Raw genomic sequence first — 14,513 nt, forward strand, 5'->3', positions numbered from 1 at the left:
GTCGATCCTTTTAGAATTTGCTGTATTCGGCGGCGGCGAGGCGGACTCCCGGGCTCATGGAGGAGGAGATGGTCACGCTCTTGATGTAACCGGTTCCCTTGAATCCGGCGGGCTTGGCCTTGCCGATGGCCTCGATGACGGCCTGGGCGTTTTCGACGATCTGGGCGGTGGTGAAGGAGCGCTTGGCCACGCCGACGCCGATGTTGGCGGCCTTGTCCATCTTGAACTCGACGCGGCCGGCCTTGACGGCCTTGACGCCGGCGGCGATGTCGTCGGTGACGGTGCCGGCCTTCGGGTTGGGCATGAGGCCCTTGGGACCGAGGACGCGGGCGAGGGTGCGGACCTGCTTCATGGCTTCGGTGGTCGCGATGGCGACGTCGAAGTCGAGCCAGCCTTCGGTGATCTTTTTCATGAGCTCGGCGAGGCCGGCTTCATCGGCGCCGGCGGCGAGGGCGGCCTCGGGATTGTCGGTGAAGACGATGACGCGGACCTTCTTGCCGGAACCGTTGGGCAGCGGCGTGGTGCCGCGGACCATCTGGTCGCCCTGCGTCGGGTTGACGCCGAGGCGGATGGAGAGCTCGACGGTCTCGTCGAACTTCGTTTTCGGGAATCTGGCGAGGACCTCGGCGGCCTCCGCCAGGCTGTACTCTTTGTTCAGGTCGGCGACCTGGACAGCGCTGCGGTAGCGTTTGCTTTGTTTGGCGGGCATTGATGACTCCTTGCGGTGCGAACGTTTTCCGGCTGGCGGAAAACTCCCGCGTTGAGTTGTGGTTGGACTGACAGAAAAAGACGGAAGGAAGAGGAAACGGCAACCGGCAGGCGACGGAGCGGAAGCCGGTGCGCGAGCGGATTTGCGGCTCAGTCGACGACTTCGAGGCCCATGTTGCGAGCGGTGCCGGCGATGATGCGGATGCCGGCCTCCTCGTCGTTGGCGTTCATGTCCTTGGCCTTGAGCTTGTAGATCTCGGCGAGCTGCTTCTTCGTGACCTTGCCGACCTTGTCCATGTTGGGCTTGGCGGAGCCGGAAGCGATGTTGGCAGCCTTCTTGAGGAGCACGGCGGCGGGCGGCGACTTGAGGATGAAAGTGAAGCTCTTGTCGGAGTAGACCGTGATGACGACCGGCAGGATCATGCCGTTCTGGTCCTTGGTCTTGGCGTTGAACTCCTTGCAGAACGCCATGATGTTGACGCCTTGCGCACCGAGGGCGGGACCGACCGGAGGAGCGGGATTAGCCGCGCCGGCAGGGAGCTGGAGGCGAATGTAACCTTGAATCTTCTTGGCCATGAGAGGTGTGATTTTTGATTTTGGATTTTAGTTTTTTGAAACGTGTGGAATTTCGTCGTGGCTGAAGAGGCGGACCCGGGCCGAAAATCCTGAATCAAAAACCGAAAACCGGATGGATGCTGCGCGATGCTGGATGGATGAAATCGGAAGGAATCGTGTCGGGTTGTAACGGGCCCGGCGCTTATTCGGTCATGCGCTGCACCTGCCAGTATTCGAGCTCGACCGGCGTGAACCGGCCGAAAATGGAAACGGAAATCTTGAGCTTGCCGCGCTCGGGATCGATCTCGTCGATGCGGCCCGTGAGGTTGGCGAAAGCGCCGTCGATGATCTTGAGTTCCTCGCCGATCTCGTAGGTGACCTTGGGCACTTCCTTGCCGCTGGCGGCCTCGATGCGGGCGCGGATTTCATCGACCTCGCTCTGGCGGAGGGCGGCGGGCTTGTCGCCGCCGACAAAACCGATCACGCCGGCGGTCTCCTTCATGAAGTACCACGGCTTGTTGATGAGTTTCTGCTCCTCGTCGAAAAGCTTCGCGTGGACAAAAACATAACCAGGATAGAGTTTGCGCGTCTTGGTGCTCTTCTTGCCGTTCTTGACCTCCGAGACGACTTCGGTGGGCAGCAGCACCTCGAAAATGTAATCGCTGAGTTCTTCGGGGGCGATGAACTTTTCGATGTAGAGCTTCACCTTGTTCTCCTGGCCGGAGAGGGTGTGAAGCGCGAACCATTGGGCGCCGGCGGGCACTTGGGTTTCGGTGGACATGAGGTGGTGGGAGGGGGGCAGCGTCAGCTCACCCACTTGGTGAACAGGCTGACGACCTCAAAGAGCGAAAAGTCGCAGATGCTGGTGAAAAGCCCGAGGATGACCGCGGCCACAATCACGACGACGGTGGAACTGCAAAGCTCGGGAAAGGTGGGCCAGTTGGCTTTGCGAAGCTCGGTGACCATCTCGCCGAAGAAGATGCGGATGCTGCGGAACGGGTTTTTCATTGATGACAACTCTGACGGAAGTGGCAGGCGCGGAGGGAATCGAACCCCCAACCAACGGTTTTGGAGACCGCTACTCTACCAATTGAGCTACACGCCTGTAAAAAACTGAAAACTGCCTGACGAAAACTTTAGACGACGCAGCCGAGGCCCCGAAACCGGGGACCTCGGCGGTCGTTGAAACGGATACCTGACTTACTCGATGATCTCGGTGATACGACCGGCGCCGATGGTGCGACCGCCCTCGCGGATGGCGAAGCGCTGGGTCTTCTCCATGGCGATCGGGTTGATGAGGTCGATCTCGACGGCAATGTTGTCGCCGGGCATGACCATCTCGACGCCCTTCGGGAGGTTGACGACGCCCGTCACGTCCGTCGTGCGGAAGTAGAACTGGGGACGATAACCGTTGAAGAACGGAGTGTGGCGGCCGCCCTCTTCCTTGGTGAGGACGTAGATCTCGGCCTTGGCCTTCTTGTGCGGGGTGATGGACTTGGGAGCCGCGAGCACCTGGCCGCGCTCGATGCCTTCCTTGTCCACGCCGCGGAGGAGGAGACCGACGTTGTCGCCGGCCTGGCCGCTCTCGAGGAGCTTGCGGAACATCTCGACGCCGGTGACGACGGTGGTGGCGGTGTCGCGGAGACCGACGATCTCGACGGTGTCGTTGACCTTGATGATGCCGCGCTCGATACGACCGGTGGCGACGGTGCCGCGGCCGGTGATCGAGAAGACGTCCTCGACGGACATGAGGAAGGGCTTGTCGGTCTCGCGGGCGGGCTCGGGAATCTCGGAGTCGATGGCGTCCATGAGTTCGCCGATGGCGGCGACACCCTCGGGCTTGCCGTCAAGAGCGGCGGTGGCGGAGCCACGGACGATCTTGGCGTTGTCACCGTCGAACTGGTACTTGGAGAGGAGCTCGCGGATTTCCATCTCGACGAGGTCGAGGAGCTCGGGGTCGTCGATGAGGTCGACCTTGTTGAGCCAGACCACGATCTTCGGCACGCCGACCTGGCGGGCGAGGAGGATGTGCTCGCGGGTCTGCGGCATCGGGCCGTCAGCGGCGGAAACGACAAGGATCGCTCCGTCCATCTGGGCGGCACCGGTGATCATGTTCTTGACGAAGTCGGCGTGGCCCGGGCAGTCGACGTGGGCGTAGTGACGGTTGGCCGTCTCGTACTCCACGTGAGCGACGGAGATCGTGACGATCTTGGAAGCGTCACGGACAGTGCCGCCCTTGGCGATATCCGCATAGGACTTGAACTCGGCCAAGCCCTTGTCGGCCTGGACCTTGAGGATCGCGGTCGTCGTGGTGGTTTTGCCGTGGTCGACGTGGCCGATGGTGCCAACGTTGACGTGCGGTTTGGTGCGCTCGAATGTGCCTTTAGCCATATTAGTGAGAGGAGACGGTTTGGTATGAGATGTAGAAATGACCTCGGGGTTTAGCGTCGCCGAAGTCGATGGCGACGTTGACCTGGAGCCCAGAATCAGATTCGAACTGACGACCTCACCCTTACCAAGGGTGTGCTCTACCAACTGAGCTATCTGGGCGAACCGGGAAGGGTCAAAAAACGAGAAAAAGAGCGCAGACCGTGAGTTTCGGCCCGGGGCTCGTCAACTGAAATGTTGAGAGAAATGAGGATATTTTTTCAGTCCATGAAGCAGTGCCGGAAACAGAACCGGAACCGGTGAAAATGAAGCCCTTTTCGCGCGATAGCGAGCCGGTTCTGCGGTCCGTTTCCGGATACCTGCTCCGGAATGATTGAAACACATACATGCCACGGAATCATGGCCAGATTGCCGGCGACCACCGATCTGCGAGGAAAGAAGGGCATGCCGGCGATTGACAGCAGGCATGACCGACCTACTCTCCGACCTTTTGCCCACCTATGATCTCCTGGATCCAGAACACATTTCAGAAACACTTCAAGTGGCTGTTCCTTCTGCTGCTCGTTGTCGTCATCATCGGCTTCGTCTTCGTCACAGGCGCGACCTCCAGCCTGTTTGGCGGCGGGCACGGCAATCCGAAAGCCGTCCGGCGCGAATTTTTCGGGGTGAATCTCAACTCCCGGGAAGGCGCCACCGTCTTCAGTGATGCCAGGCTCAGCATCACCCTGAATTACGGCGAGATCCCGATTCAGGACGAGCAGTTGCAGCCCTTCGCGCTCGGCCGCTACACGGCGATCGCGCTCGCCGATTCGATCAAGCTGCCGCCGCCGACCGAAAAGGAAATCGTCGACCACATTCGCGGCCTCGCCTTTTTCCGCAACGCCCAGGGCCTGTTCGACAACAAGCGTTATACCGACTTTCGCGACCAGTTGCGCACCAATCCCCGCATCTCCGAGGCAGATGTCGACCGCGTCATCATCGACGACATCCGCGTGGACAAGGTCCAGAAGCTCCTCGCCGGCCCCGGCTACACGCTTCCCGCCGATGTGATCGAGCAACTCCGCCAGGCCGACACGCGCTGGACCCTCGACGTCGCCTCGCTCGACTACGCCAGCTTCAATCCCGCCATCAAGGTCGACGAAGCCGTCATCAAGAAATATTTCGACGACAACGCGCTCCGCTACGAAATCCCTGCGAAAGTTTCCGTGCGCTACCTCGATTTCCCGGCCGCGGCCTGGCTCCCGCAAGTCACGGTCACCGACGACGAGGCCCGCGACTATTACCACGCCAACGCCTGGCGTTTCCCGAAACCCGAAACCAAGGCCCCTGCCCTTCTCCAGCCGCAAACGCCGGAGACCGCCGATGCCGAAGCCGATTTTGCCGCCGTCAAGCCCCAGGTCATCGAGGCCCTCCGCCAGCAAAAGGCCCGCACCCTCGCCGCCAAGGCCGCCTCGGATGTCAGCCTCGCCCTCTTCGGCAAGGTCAGGCTCGATGCGCTCCCCGCCTTTATCGAGAGCAACAAACTCACGGTCAAAACCGTCCCGCCGCTCGACGAGCAGACGATCCCCGCCGAGCTCGGAGGTTCGCCGTCCGTGATGGACGAGGCCCGCAAACTTTCCGCCGACCAGCCGTATTCGGATGCCATTACCACGCCGGGCGGAGCCGCCGTCCTCGTGTGGCAGGAAAACATTCCCTCCCGCCAGCCCGCCTTCGCCGAAGTCCGCGAGCGCGTGACCGCCGACTGGCAGGCCACCGAAAAACGCCGCCTCTTCAACGCTGCGGGCGTCACGGTGCGCGCCGCCATCGAGGCCGGCCTCAAGAGCGGCAAGAGCTTCACCGATGCCGTCACCGCCGCAGCCCAGGCGGCGCACCTCACCGCCAAGGTCGATACCTGGAAAGACTTCACCCGTGTCTCGCCCCCGCAGGGCATTCCCGGAGCCGCCCTCCAGCCGCTCGCGTCGCTCGACAAGGGCCAGGTCAGCGAAATGACGATGTCGGCAGAACAGAAAGGCATCCTCGTCCATGTCGCCGGAAAAGTGCTGCCCGAAGCCGCCGCATCGAGCCCCCGCTACGCCGAACTGCAAAAGGAAATCGCCGCCTTCAACGCCGGCCGCAGCGGCGGCGAGCAGCTCAACGCCGTCATGGAAGCCGAGTACAGCCGCATGGCGCCGGTCGCCCCGTAATCCGGCAAGACTTACGCACGAACGAAAAAACCGCGCCCTCCGGATTGGTTCCGGAGGGCGCGGTTTTTTATGGGAGCGGCGGCATTCCTGCCGCTGCATTGGCCGGCCGGGCATCCGGATTGCGTCGACCTATCGACGCCCTGGTGTGGTGGCCGCCACGACCGCGATCCCTGTGCCGCATGCGGGGCGAGGCGCGAGGCGCCTCGTCGCAGCGGCAGGTACCGAGGGCCGAAGGCCGACAGCTTGCCATGCTGTCGCTCCTTTCCCGGCTCACGTGCGCTTCGCGAGCACGTCCTTCTCGTACGCCTTGACCTCCGCCAGCCAGGCGGGGCCAACCGGCACGCCGGCGCGCCGGCAGAACTCGTCCCACACCTCGGCAAACGGCAGCGTCTTCGCCTCCTCGAGCCAGGCGAGGCGCGCGGTGTAGTCGCCCGCGTTTTCCGCTTCGCGAAGCTGCGCCGCGGGTTCGAGCAACGCCGCCAGCAAGGCCTTCTGCGCAGAGCGCGTGCCGATCACCCAGGCGGCGATGCGGTTGATGCTCGCGTCGAAGAAATCCAGCCCGACCGCCGTGCGCGGCAGAAAATCCCCGCGCACCACTTCCTCGAGCATCGCCCGCGTGGGATCGTCGAACGTGACCACGTGGTCGCTGTCCCAGCGCACCCCGCGGCTCACGTGCAGGAGCAGGCCGGGCACGTAACGCAGCACCGACGAAATCTTGTCGGCCACCGATTCGGTCGGATGAAAATGGCCGGCGTCGAGGCACAGCCACTTCTGCCGCGTGGTCGCGTAGCCGAGGAAAAACTCGTGCGAGCCCACCACGTAGCTCTCGCTGCCGATGCCGAAAAGCTTGCATTCGACGGCATCCACGTTGTGCGCCTCGTCGATCTTTTCGGCAAAGATGGCGTCGAGCGATTCCGCCATGCGCTCGCGCGGCGCGCGGCGGTCGAAGGGCGTGTCCTTGTAACCGTCGGGCATCCAGAAGTTGGTCACCACCCGCGACCCGAGCTGGCGCCCGGCTTCGGCGGCGATGCGGCGGCAGGCGATGCCGTGCGCGATCCAGAACTCGCGCACCGCCTTGTCCGCGCTGCTGAGCGTGAAGCCGTCATTGGAAAGCGGATGCGAGAAATACGACGGGTTGAAGTCGAAGCCGATCTTCTGCTCGCGGCACCAGTCGATCCACGACTGGAAATGCGCCACGCCGAGTTCGCTGCGCTCCACCCGGGGAGCGGCGCCGAAGTCGGCGTAGAGGGCGTGCAGGTTGAGCCGCTTGCTGCCGGGGATCAGCCGCATGGCCTGCCCGAGATCGGCGCGGAGTTCCGCGATCGACCGGGCCTTGCCGGGATAGTTGCCGGTGGCCTGGATGCCGCCGCCGGTCAGGCCGGCCGAGCTTTCGAAGCCGCCGACATCATCGCCTTGCCAGCAGTGCAAGGAAACCGGCGTGGCCGCGGCGCGGGCCAGCATGGCTTCCGTATCGATACCGAGATCGGCATAACGTTGACGGGCGAGAGCGTATGAGGAGGTGTGTGCAGACATGGGTAATAATACAAGGTTTGAGCGCCCAGCCTATCATATCTGCTCCCGTCCGGGAATCCTGGCGATGAGCCTCGGCATATACAAAGTGAGCCTCACATGAGCACCCCCCGCAAACACAGGCGGCAAACAAGGCGCCGGCTCCTTGCGGAAGCCGGCGCGATTATGAATGAAGCGGGAAACCCTGCCTCACGAATCAGACATCGAAAGCGGAAGCTTCCGGGATTACAGGCTGGCTGTTGCGAGTGACACCCGCGCCCGTCTCGCGACCGTGGCCGGGCTGCGGCGCGCGCGCGAAAAACTCGAGCATGTGGGTGACATCCGTGAAACCACGGTCTTCGAGCGTCTTTTCCACCTTCTTGAGCAATCCGCTCACCTCGGCTGTTGTTTCCGGGTCGAGTGCGGTCACGACATTCGTCTCCTTGCAGACGACATGATACACGGTATCGGTGCGATCCGTCAGGTGGTAGAGGCTGGTGCCGTTGTGGAAGAAGCTGCGCTTGACCAGCCCGATTTCCTCGAATGCACCCAGACAACGGTAGACCGTCACGAGATCGCACGAATCGCGGTTAAGCTCCTCGAAGATTTGCTCGATGCTGACGGGGACTTCATGCTGCATCAGTACATTGATAATAGCGATGCGAGGCTGGGTAATACGAAGGCCGGATTTCTTGAGTCGTTGGCAAGCCGCTTCCAGTCGGTTCCCGGTGGCAGGGGGAACACCGCGAACGTTGGCCAGTGGATGGTTGGTTTGTGTGGAGGCGATCATCTGTGTCAGGTAAACACCTTACCCCCCCCTCCGGCAGAATTACAAATCGGAAATATTCTTTTTGCCATCCGGCGGCGCATATTCGGCTCGTTAATCATAACCAAAAACACGCTCCGAGTACGGTTGCGCTGTTGCGCCAAATATATTCCGTTCCAACATTCCATTCTTCATGTCCGCTCTCGATTTCAATCAGGTTATAGAACTCATCCGCAAGGAAGATGGCCGCTATTCCAGGCAGGCCTATGCTTTTATCCGGGAAGGACTTGACCAGACCGTCAAGCAGATCAGGCAACAGGACGCCGCCCGCGCCCGCCGGTCGTTGCATGTTTCGGGTCGCGAGCTCTCCGAGGGTCTGCGCGACTTCGCCCTCGACCGCTTCGGCCCCATGGCCAAGACCGTGCTTAACGAATGGGGCATCCACCGCTCCGACGATTTTGGCGAGATCGTGTATAATCTGATTGACTACAATATCTTCAGCAAGACCGAAGCCGATCGTCGCGAAGATTTTTCCGGCGTTTTCGAGTTCGACGACGCCTTCGTGAAACCCTTCCTGCCGCGGTGCCACCAGGCCGCCCGGAAGCCCGTCAAACGACTCAAGGCCGAAGGCAAGTGACGGAGAGGCGGAGCGCGGGGCTTCGGCATGCGGACCCGAAACCGCTCCGCCACGCCAGCGTTATCCGCCGTATCCTTTCCGGCTGCCCGGCTCTCTTTTTCTATTTTCATTCCGCACTCCCACCTTCCCATGCTCTCCCTTCTTGCCGCGCCTGACCGCCGGATGCTCGAAACCTTCTGGAACAAACCGGTGCACCGCACCGTGCTCCCCAATGGCGTCACCGCCATCGTCCTCGCCGACGATTCCGCGCCCGTCGCCTCCGTGCAGGTCTGGGTAAAAACCGGCAGCATCCATGAAGGCCCGCTCCTCGGCAGCGGCGTCTCGCACTTCCTCGAACACATGCTTTTCAAGGGCACCGCGCGACGCGCCGGGCGCGCCATCTCCGCGGAGGTCCAGGCCTGCGGAGGGAACCTCAACGCCTACACCACCTTCGACCGCACCGTCTATTACGCCGACCTGCCCGCCGCCCACATCGCCACCGGCCTCGACGTGCTCGCCGACATGGTGCTGCACTCCACGCTCCCCGAAAACGAATTCGCCCGCGAGCGCGACGTCATCCTCCGCGAAATCGCCATGACGCGCGACGACATGGACGGCCGCCTCGGCGAGGCGCTCTTCGACACCGCCTTCCGCGAACACCCCTGTCGGTATCCAATAATCGGATACAAGGATGTCTTCACCACCCTCACCCGCGACGATCTTCTCGCGTATTACCGCGGCCGTTACGTGGCCAACAACCTCGTTGTCGTCGTGTGCGGCGACGTCGATCCCGCCGCCTCCCTCGCCCTCGTCGAAAAGCATTTCGGCGCCGGGGTCGCTCCGCGCGGCCGCCTCCTCCCCTCCCCTGTCGCCGGCGAACCGGCGCAGCTCGCCCCGCGCTCGCTCGATCTGTTCGAAGACGTCGAGCTCACCCGGGCCGGCCTCGCCTGGCACGTGCCCGGCCTCACCCACCCCGACTCGCCCGTCCTCGACCTCCTCGCGATGATCCTCGGCCACGGCGACAGTTCCCTCCTCTGGCAGGCCCTCCGCGAGAAAAAACGCCTCGTCCACACCATCGACGCCAGCAACTGGGCCCCCGGCGACACCGGCCTCTTCTCCGTCTTTTTCACCTGCGACGCCGGCAACCGCGCCACCGCCACCGCCGCCGTTCACGCCGAACTCCGCCGCGCGCTCACCTCCGGTCTCACCGTCGAGCGCCTGCGCAAGGCCGTCCGCCAGGTGGTCGTCAGCGAGATCAACTCCCGCAAGACCATGTCCGGCCAGGCCGCCCGCCTCGGCGCCGCCGAAGTCATCGCGGGCGATCTTCATTTCAGCCGCGCCTGGTTCGACCGGATCGGCCGGGTCACGACCGCCGACCTCCGCCGCGTCCTCAAGACCTGGCTGCCCGCCGGATGCGAGACCACCGTCTCGCTCGGCCCCCGCGCCGCCGCCCCTCTCGCCGCGCCCGCCGTTCACACCCGCCCCGCCCCCGCCCTGCCCGCGCCGGTGACTCTCGCCAACGGCGCCCGCCTGCTGCTCCTGCCCAACCGCCGCCTCCCCAATCTCCACCTGCGCCTGCTCTGCGAAGGCGGTCCGCTCCACGAACCCGCCAACCGCCGCGGCCTCACCGGCCTGCTCGCCACGCTCCTCACGCGCGACACCGAAAAACGCGACGCCGCCGAAGTCGCCCGCGCCATCGAGGAAATCGGCGGCGCCTTTTATCCCTTCTCCGGCAACAACTGCTTCGGCCTCGCCGCCGAAGTCCTTCCCGCCGACTCCGCCCGCGCGCTCGAACTGCTGGCCGATGCGATTTACCGCCCGGCCTTCGCCCGCACCACCTTCGACATCGAGCGCGATTCCCGGATCGCCGACCTCCAGCAGGACGCCGACGATGTCGTGACCGTCGGGCGAAAGCTCCTTCGCCGCCATTTTTTCGGCGACTATCCGCTCGCCGTCGATGCCAACGGCGAAGCCGCCCATCTCCGCGACGCCTCGACCGCCGACGCCCGCAAGCTCTGGAACGCCCTGCGCGCCGGCGCCAATACCGTGCTCGTCGCCGCCGGTGACTTCGACCCCGCCAGACTCGCTCCCCGGCTCGAAACCCTGCTGGGCAAACTGCCGCGCGGCACGACTCCGCGACGCCCCGCCCGCTTCACGACTCCCCCGCATCCCGGCAACTTCACGGAACGCCGGCCTCGCGAGCAGGCCGTGGTCTTCGACGCCTTTGCCGGACCGGCGCTGACCGATCCCGACTACATCACGAGCGAGGTCGCCGACGAACTGTTCAGCGGCATGTCCTCGCGCCTGTTCGAACGCGTGCGGGAGGAAAAAGGCCTCGCCTATTTCGTACGCGCCCAGCGCATCGTCGGCGTGGAAGCGGGCCTGTTTGGCCTCTACGCCGGCACGGCTCCCGGCAAGGAAGACGAAGTCCTTGCCGAGTTCGATGCCGAGATCGCCCGCGTCAAAGCCGGCAAATTCAGCGCCGGGGAAATCGAACGCTGCCGCACGCGCCTGAAAGCCGGCCGGAGGATGTCGCTGCAAACGAACGCCTCCGTGGCGATGCAGCACGGCATCAACCTCCTCTTCGGCCTCCCGCCCGAACGCTTCGAGGACTACGACCGGAAAATCGACGGCGTATCGAAAGATTTGTTACGTGATTTCGCGCGCCGCCGTTTCGAACAAAAGCAGCGCGTCCGCCTCGTGGTGCGCCCGTAGCGGAGCACGCGACGCGGGCGTCCCGCCGGCTATTTCAGACGATCGGCTTGCGCCGGTAAAACAGCAGCCCCGGCATGGCCAGGCCCACCGCCAGCGCACCGACGAGGAAGAGCGCCTTCAGGCCGTTCGTCACCGCCGTCTGCCAGAGCTCCTGCGTGAAACCCGTGCGGTTGATTTCCACAATCGCCAGCAACGTCGTGTACGCCGGCACGCCCGGGATCATCGGGATGATGGCCGCCACCGTAAACACCTTCGGATGCGCGCGCAGCCGCTGCGCCAGCCACACGCCGATCATGCTCAGCAGCGACACCGCCAGCAGCGTCGCCCATTCCACCGGCATGTGCCCGCCCTCCGCCAGAAACGTCCGCAACCCGCGCGCGAACGCTCCGCCCATCGCCACGTAAACCAGCGCCCGCGGCGGCACGTTGAACAGCAGCGCGAAACCCACCGCCGGCACCGCGGCGATCAGCGCATTTTCGAGAACAATCAGTAAAAGATTCATCGGTTTTTTCGCTCCGGTTTCCCGTCACATCGCCTCACAGCCATCCGCGCGCTCCCCACACCATCATCGCCAGCAGGATGCCGATGCATGTGCCCACGCACAGCAGCACGGCAAGACCGAGGCGGGCGATCCCCGTGTTCATATAGCCCTTCACCATGTCCGACACCGCGTTGATGAGCGGCATGCCGGGCACGAAGAGCAGCACGCTCGAGGCCATCGCGATCCGCGGCGTCTTCGTGCCGAGATCGTGGAGCAGGCCCTGCGCCGCGATCGACGTGGCCACAAACGCCGCAACCGTAAAATTGACTACCGGGTTGAAATGCAGCACCGCCAGTTGCTGACGCGCCACCATCGCCGCCGCGCTCGCCACGAACGTCAGCGCGCAGCCGCTCCAGTCCGCATGGGCCAGCCGGGCAAACGCCGCGCACGACAGCCCGATCATGACCACGACCAGCCAGCGGTTGTAGTGAAACGGCGTCAGCGCGCCGAGCCGGCGCTCCACTTCCGCCACGTCGAGCCCGCCCGCCTCGGCGTCGAGCATGATCCGCTGCACGCCGACCGCCATGTGCATGTTGATGCCGCGATCGATGTTGCGGCGGACGGTGGTCTGGCAGCGTTTCCCGCACAGGGTCGTCAGCGTGATCGCGTTGGCCATGACCGCCACCTCCACACTTTCCACGCCCAGCGCCAGACCGAGCCGGCGCGAGGCCGATTCGACCAGCGCGCTCTCCGTGCCGTGCTGCATCAGGAGCTGCGCGGCATGCACGCACACCCGCGTGATCTCGCGCTGCGCATCCTCAGAAACCGGTGAAGTCGTCATAAATTTTCCGATACGATAGATAAACCGGCGCCGGTGGCCAGGCGACACCACAAAATCAGAAGAAAGGCAGAAGCTGGATTACTTCGGCGCGGGATCAAGATTAACATTTCAACACGCAAAAGGTCATCCTTCCTCCCTACCCTGCCGCAATTCCGATGCCAGCCAGCGCGCCGTCTCCATGAAAGACGGTCCGTCGTGAATCACGATCCGGCCGCGCCGGATGCACGATTCGACGACGCGCAGCGTCTCCCATCCCCGTTCGCGCACCAGCGCCGGCACGTCCACCGGATGGTCGTCCTCTTCCGAAAACACGATCACCGCCTCCGGCCGTGCCGCCCGCGCCTCCGCGAGGTCGGGCTTCAGGTAGGCCTCCGGGCGCGCCGCGAAGACGTTTTCACCGCCCGCCAGCCCGATCAGGTCGTGAATGAACGTCATCCCGCCCGCGAACCGCTCGAACCGCCCGAACCACAGGTCCGCCAGCACCCGCGGCCGCCGCCTGCCGCCGTTCGCCGTTGCCGCGCGCAACTCCTCCGCTTCCGCCTCCAGCCGGAGGGTCAGCGCGTGCGCCGCCGCCAGTTCACCGACGAGTCCGCCCACTTGCCGGATGTTGTCGAGGATCGCATAAAAACTCGATGGCACCGGGAGCACGAACACCGGAAAGCCCGCGGCCGCCAGCCGCCGCGCCACGCCGAGTTGCACGCCCGTCGTCGCCAGCACGAGATCGGGCTGCAGCCCGCGCAGCGCCTCCTCGTCCACCCGCAGGTAGTCGCCCGCCACTTTCGCGCCCGACGTATCCACGTAACGGTGGCAGTACGCCGACACGCCCGCCACGCGCCCCCCGGCACCGAGCGCAAAAATCGTTTCGGTGGCCGACGACACGAGGCTCACGATCCGCTGCGGACGCTCCGGCAGCTCCACGCGCCGGCCAAGCAACTCACAGGGTACACGTCGTTTCATGAGTGGTAGTTCGTAGTTCGTAGTTTGAAGTTAGTAGTTGGAATTTGGTTACGTGCGTAGTGCGGAGGAGTTGGTGGTGTGTGGGGGGGCTCGCATTGCCGGGAACCAACTGCCAACTTCAAACTTCCCCTCGCTCCGTTATTCTTCCGGCTACCGGTGTCATCCGCGAGCGAGGCCTAGAATTCCACCCCGAGCTGCGCCTGCACGCCTTCGGCGAACGGGTGCTTGATTTCCCTCATCTCCGTGACGAGGTCGGCAAACGCCACCAGTTCCGGCGGCGCTCCGCGGCCCGTGATGACCACATGCTTGCCCGGCGCGCGCGACCGCAGCCCTTCGATGACCTCGGCCACCGGCATGTAGTCGCATTGCAGGACGATGTTGAGCTCGTCGAGCACCACAAATTTCACCTCCGGGTCGCGCAGCGCCCTGAGCGCCACCTCCCAGCCGCCGCGACAACTGGCGATGTCGGCGGCGCGGTTTTGCGTGTCCCACGTAAACCCCTCGCCGCAGCGGTGCCATTCGAGGAACGGCCCGGCCAGTGCGCGCATGATGGCCGCGTCGCCGGCCTTGATGAACTGCACGACCACGCTGCGGCGCTTGTGGCCGACGTTGCGCGCGAGCATGCCGAAGGCCGCCGTGCTCTTGCCTTTGCCGTCGCCCGTGTTGACGATGACGAGATCGCGTTTCTCCTTCGCGGCCGCGATTTTCGCGTGCATCTCGTCCTGCAGTTCCTGCATCTGCGAGCGGTGTTCGTTTTCGTCGGTGGTGGGTTTGATGGTCGGCATGGCGATATG

The 14,513-nt window shown here is 64.0% G+C and carries 15 protein-coding genes and 2 tRNA genes; 3 read left to right on the plus strand and 14 right to left on the minus strand.

Annotated features, from left to right (window positions below; all coding sequences use genetic code 11):
- Window positions 1–10 precede the first annotated feature (10 nt).
- The 8 genes from OPIT5_04910 to OPIT5_04945 form a co-directional block, all read right to left on the minus strand.
- Window positions 11–709 carry a 50S ribosomal protein L1 gene (locus OPIT5_04910; GenBank protein ID AHF89667.1) on the minus strand — a complete coding sequence of 233 codons (699 nt, stop codon included), beginning with the start codon at window positions 707–709 and terminating at the stop codon, window positions 11–13.
- A 149-nt stretch (window positions 710–858) separates the two neighbouring features.
- Complete coding sequence (locus OPIT5_04915) at window positions 859–1,284, minus strand: 50S ribosomal protein L11 (GenBank protein ID AHF89668.1); 426 nt, start codon at window positions 1,282–1,284, stop codon at window positions 859–861.
- A gap of 181 nt (window positions 1,285–1,465) precedes the next feature.
- Window positions 1,466–2,044 (minus strand): transcription antitermination protein NusG, encoded by a 579-nt coding sequence (locus OPIT5_04920; protein ID AHF89669.1) that lies wholly within the window; start codon window positions 2,042–2,044, stop codon window positions 1,466–1,468.
- 23 nt (window positions 2,045–2,067) lie between these two features.
- Window positions 2,068–2,271 carry a preprotein translocase subunit SecE gene (locus OPIT5_04925; GenBank protein AHF89670.1) on the minus strand — a complete coding sequence of 68 codons (204 nt, stop codon included), beginning with the start codon at window positions 2,269–2,271 and terminating at the stop codon, window positions 2,068–2,070.
- A 21-nt stretch (window positions 2,272–2,292) separates the two neighbouring features.
- A tRNA-Trp gene (locus tag OPIT5_04930) sits at window positions 2,293–2,368 on the minus strand.
- Window positions 2,369–2,463: 95 nt separating this feature from the next.
- Entirely contained in the window at window positions 2,464–3,654 is a 1,191-nt protein-coding gene (gene tuf / locus OPIT5_04935) for an elongation factor Tu (protein ID AHF89671.1), read from the minus strand.
- An 83-nt stretch (window positions 3,655–3,737) separates the two neighbouring features.
- Window positions 3,738–3,813 (minus strand) — tRNA-Thr (locus OPIT5_04940).
- A 13-nt stretch (window positions 3,814–3,826) separates the two neighbouring features.
- Window positions 3,827–4,039 (minus strand): hypothetical protein, encoded by a 213-nt coding sequence (locus OPIT5_04945; GenBank protein AHF94092.1) that lies wholly within the window; start codon window positions 4,037–4,039, stop codon window positions 3,827–3,829.
- A 112-nt stretch (window positions 4,040–4,151) separates the two neighbouring features.
- Here OPIT5_04945 and OPIT5_04950 point away from each other — a divergent pair, with 112 nt between their 5' ends.
- Window positions 4,152–5,834, plus strand: a complete 1,683-nt coding sequence (locus tag OPIT5_04950) for a hypothetical protein (GenBank protein ID AHF89672.1) — start codon at window positions 4,152–4,154, stop codon at window positions 5,832–5,834.
- A 270-nt stretch (window positions 5,835–6,104) separates the two neighbouring features.
- Here the strand turns inward: OPIT5_04950 and OPIT5_04955 are convergent, their stop codons facing one another.
- Window positions 6,105–7,367, minus strand: coding sequence for a rhamnose isomerase (locus OPIT5_04955; GenBank protein AHF89673.1), 1,263 nt, complete (start codon window positions 7,365–7,367; stop codon window positions 6,105–6,107).
- Between the two features lie 193 nt (window positions 7,368–7,560).
- Window positions 7,561–8,133, minus strand: coding sequence for a Fur family transcriptional regulator (locus OPIT5_04960; GenBank protein AHF89674.1), 573 nt, complete (start codon window positions 8,131–8,133; stop codon window positions 7,561–7,563).
- Window positions 8,134–8,302: 169 nt separating this feature from the next.
- Here OPIT5_04960 and OPIT5_04965 point away from each other — a divergent pair, with 169 nt between their 5' ends.
- Both OPIT5_04965 and OPIT5_04970 read left to right on the plus strand, forming a co-directional pair.
- A complete protein-coding gene (locus OPIT5_04965) occupies window positions 8,303–8,746 on the plus strand; it encodes a hypothetical protein (protein ID AHF89675.1) in 444 nt (147 codons plus the stop codon).
- Between the two features lie 129 nt (window positions 8,747–8,875).
- Window positions 8,876–11,440 carry a peptidase M16 gene (locus tag OPIT5_04970; GenBank protein AHF89676.1) on the plus strand — a complete coding sequence of 855 codons (2,565 nt, stop codon included), beginning with the start codon at window positions 8,876–8,878 and terminating at the stop codon, window positions 11,438–11,440.
- A 34-nt stretch (window positions 11,441–11,474) separates the two neighbouring features.
- Here OPIT5_04970 and OPIT5_04975 read toward each other — a convergent pair whose 3' ends face one another.
- The 4 genes from OPIT5_04975 to OPIT5_04990 form a co-directional block, all read right to left on the minus strand.
- The gene (locus OPIT5_04975; protein AHF89677.1) at window positions 11,475–11,942 is read right to left on the minus strand and encodes a hypothetical protein; all 468 of its coding nucleotides are present in this window, start codon (window positions 11,940–11,942) and stop codon (window positions 11,475–11,477) included.
- Between the two features lie 34 nt (window positions 11,943–11,976).
- Window positions 11,977–12,762, minus strand: a complete 786-nt coding sequence (locus tag OPIT5_04980) for a membrane protein (protein ID AHF89678.1) — start codon at window positions 12,760–12,762, stop codon at window positions 11,977–11,979.
- Window positions 12,763–12,885: 123 nt separating this feature from the next.
- Window positions 12,886–13,719: an ABC transporter substrate-binding protein gene (locus OPIT5_04985; protein AHF89679.1), complete on the minus strand. Its 834-nt coding sequence runs from the start codon at window positions 13,717–13,719 to the stop codon at window positions 12,886–12,888.
- A gap of 176 nt (window positions 13,720–13,895) precedes the next feature.
- Window positions 13,896–14,504 carry a cob(I)yrinic acid a c-diamide adenosyltransferase gene (locus OPIT5_04990; GenBank protein AHF89680.1) on the minus strand — a complete coding sequence of 203 codons (609 nt, stop codon included), beginning with the start codon at window positions 14,502–14,504 and terminating at the stop codon, window positions 13,896–13,898.
- Between the last annotated feature and the right edge of the window lie 9 nt (window positions 14,505–14,513).

The sequence above is a fragment of the Opitutaceae bacterium TAV5 genome, assembly GCA_000242935.3.
In the GTDB taxonomy this organism is placed as follows: domain Bacteria; phylum Verrucomicrobiota; class Verrucomicrobiia; order Opitutales; family Opitutaceae; genus Geminisphaera.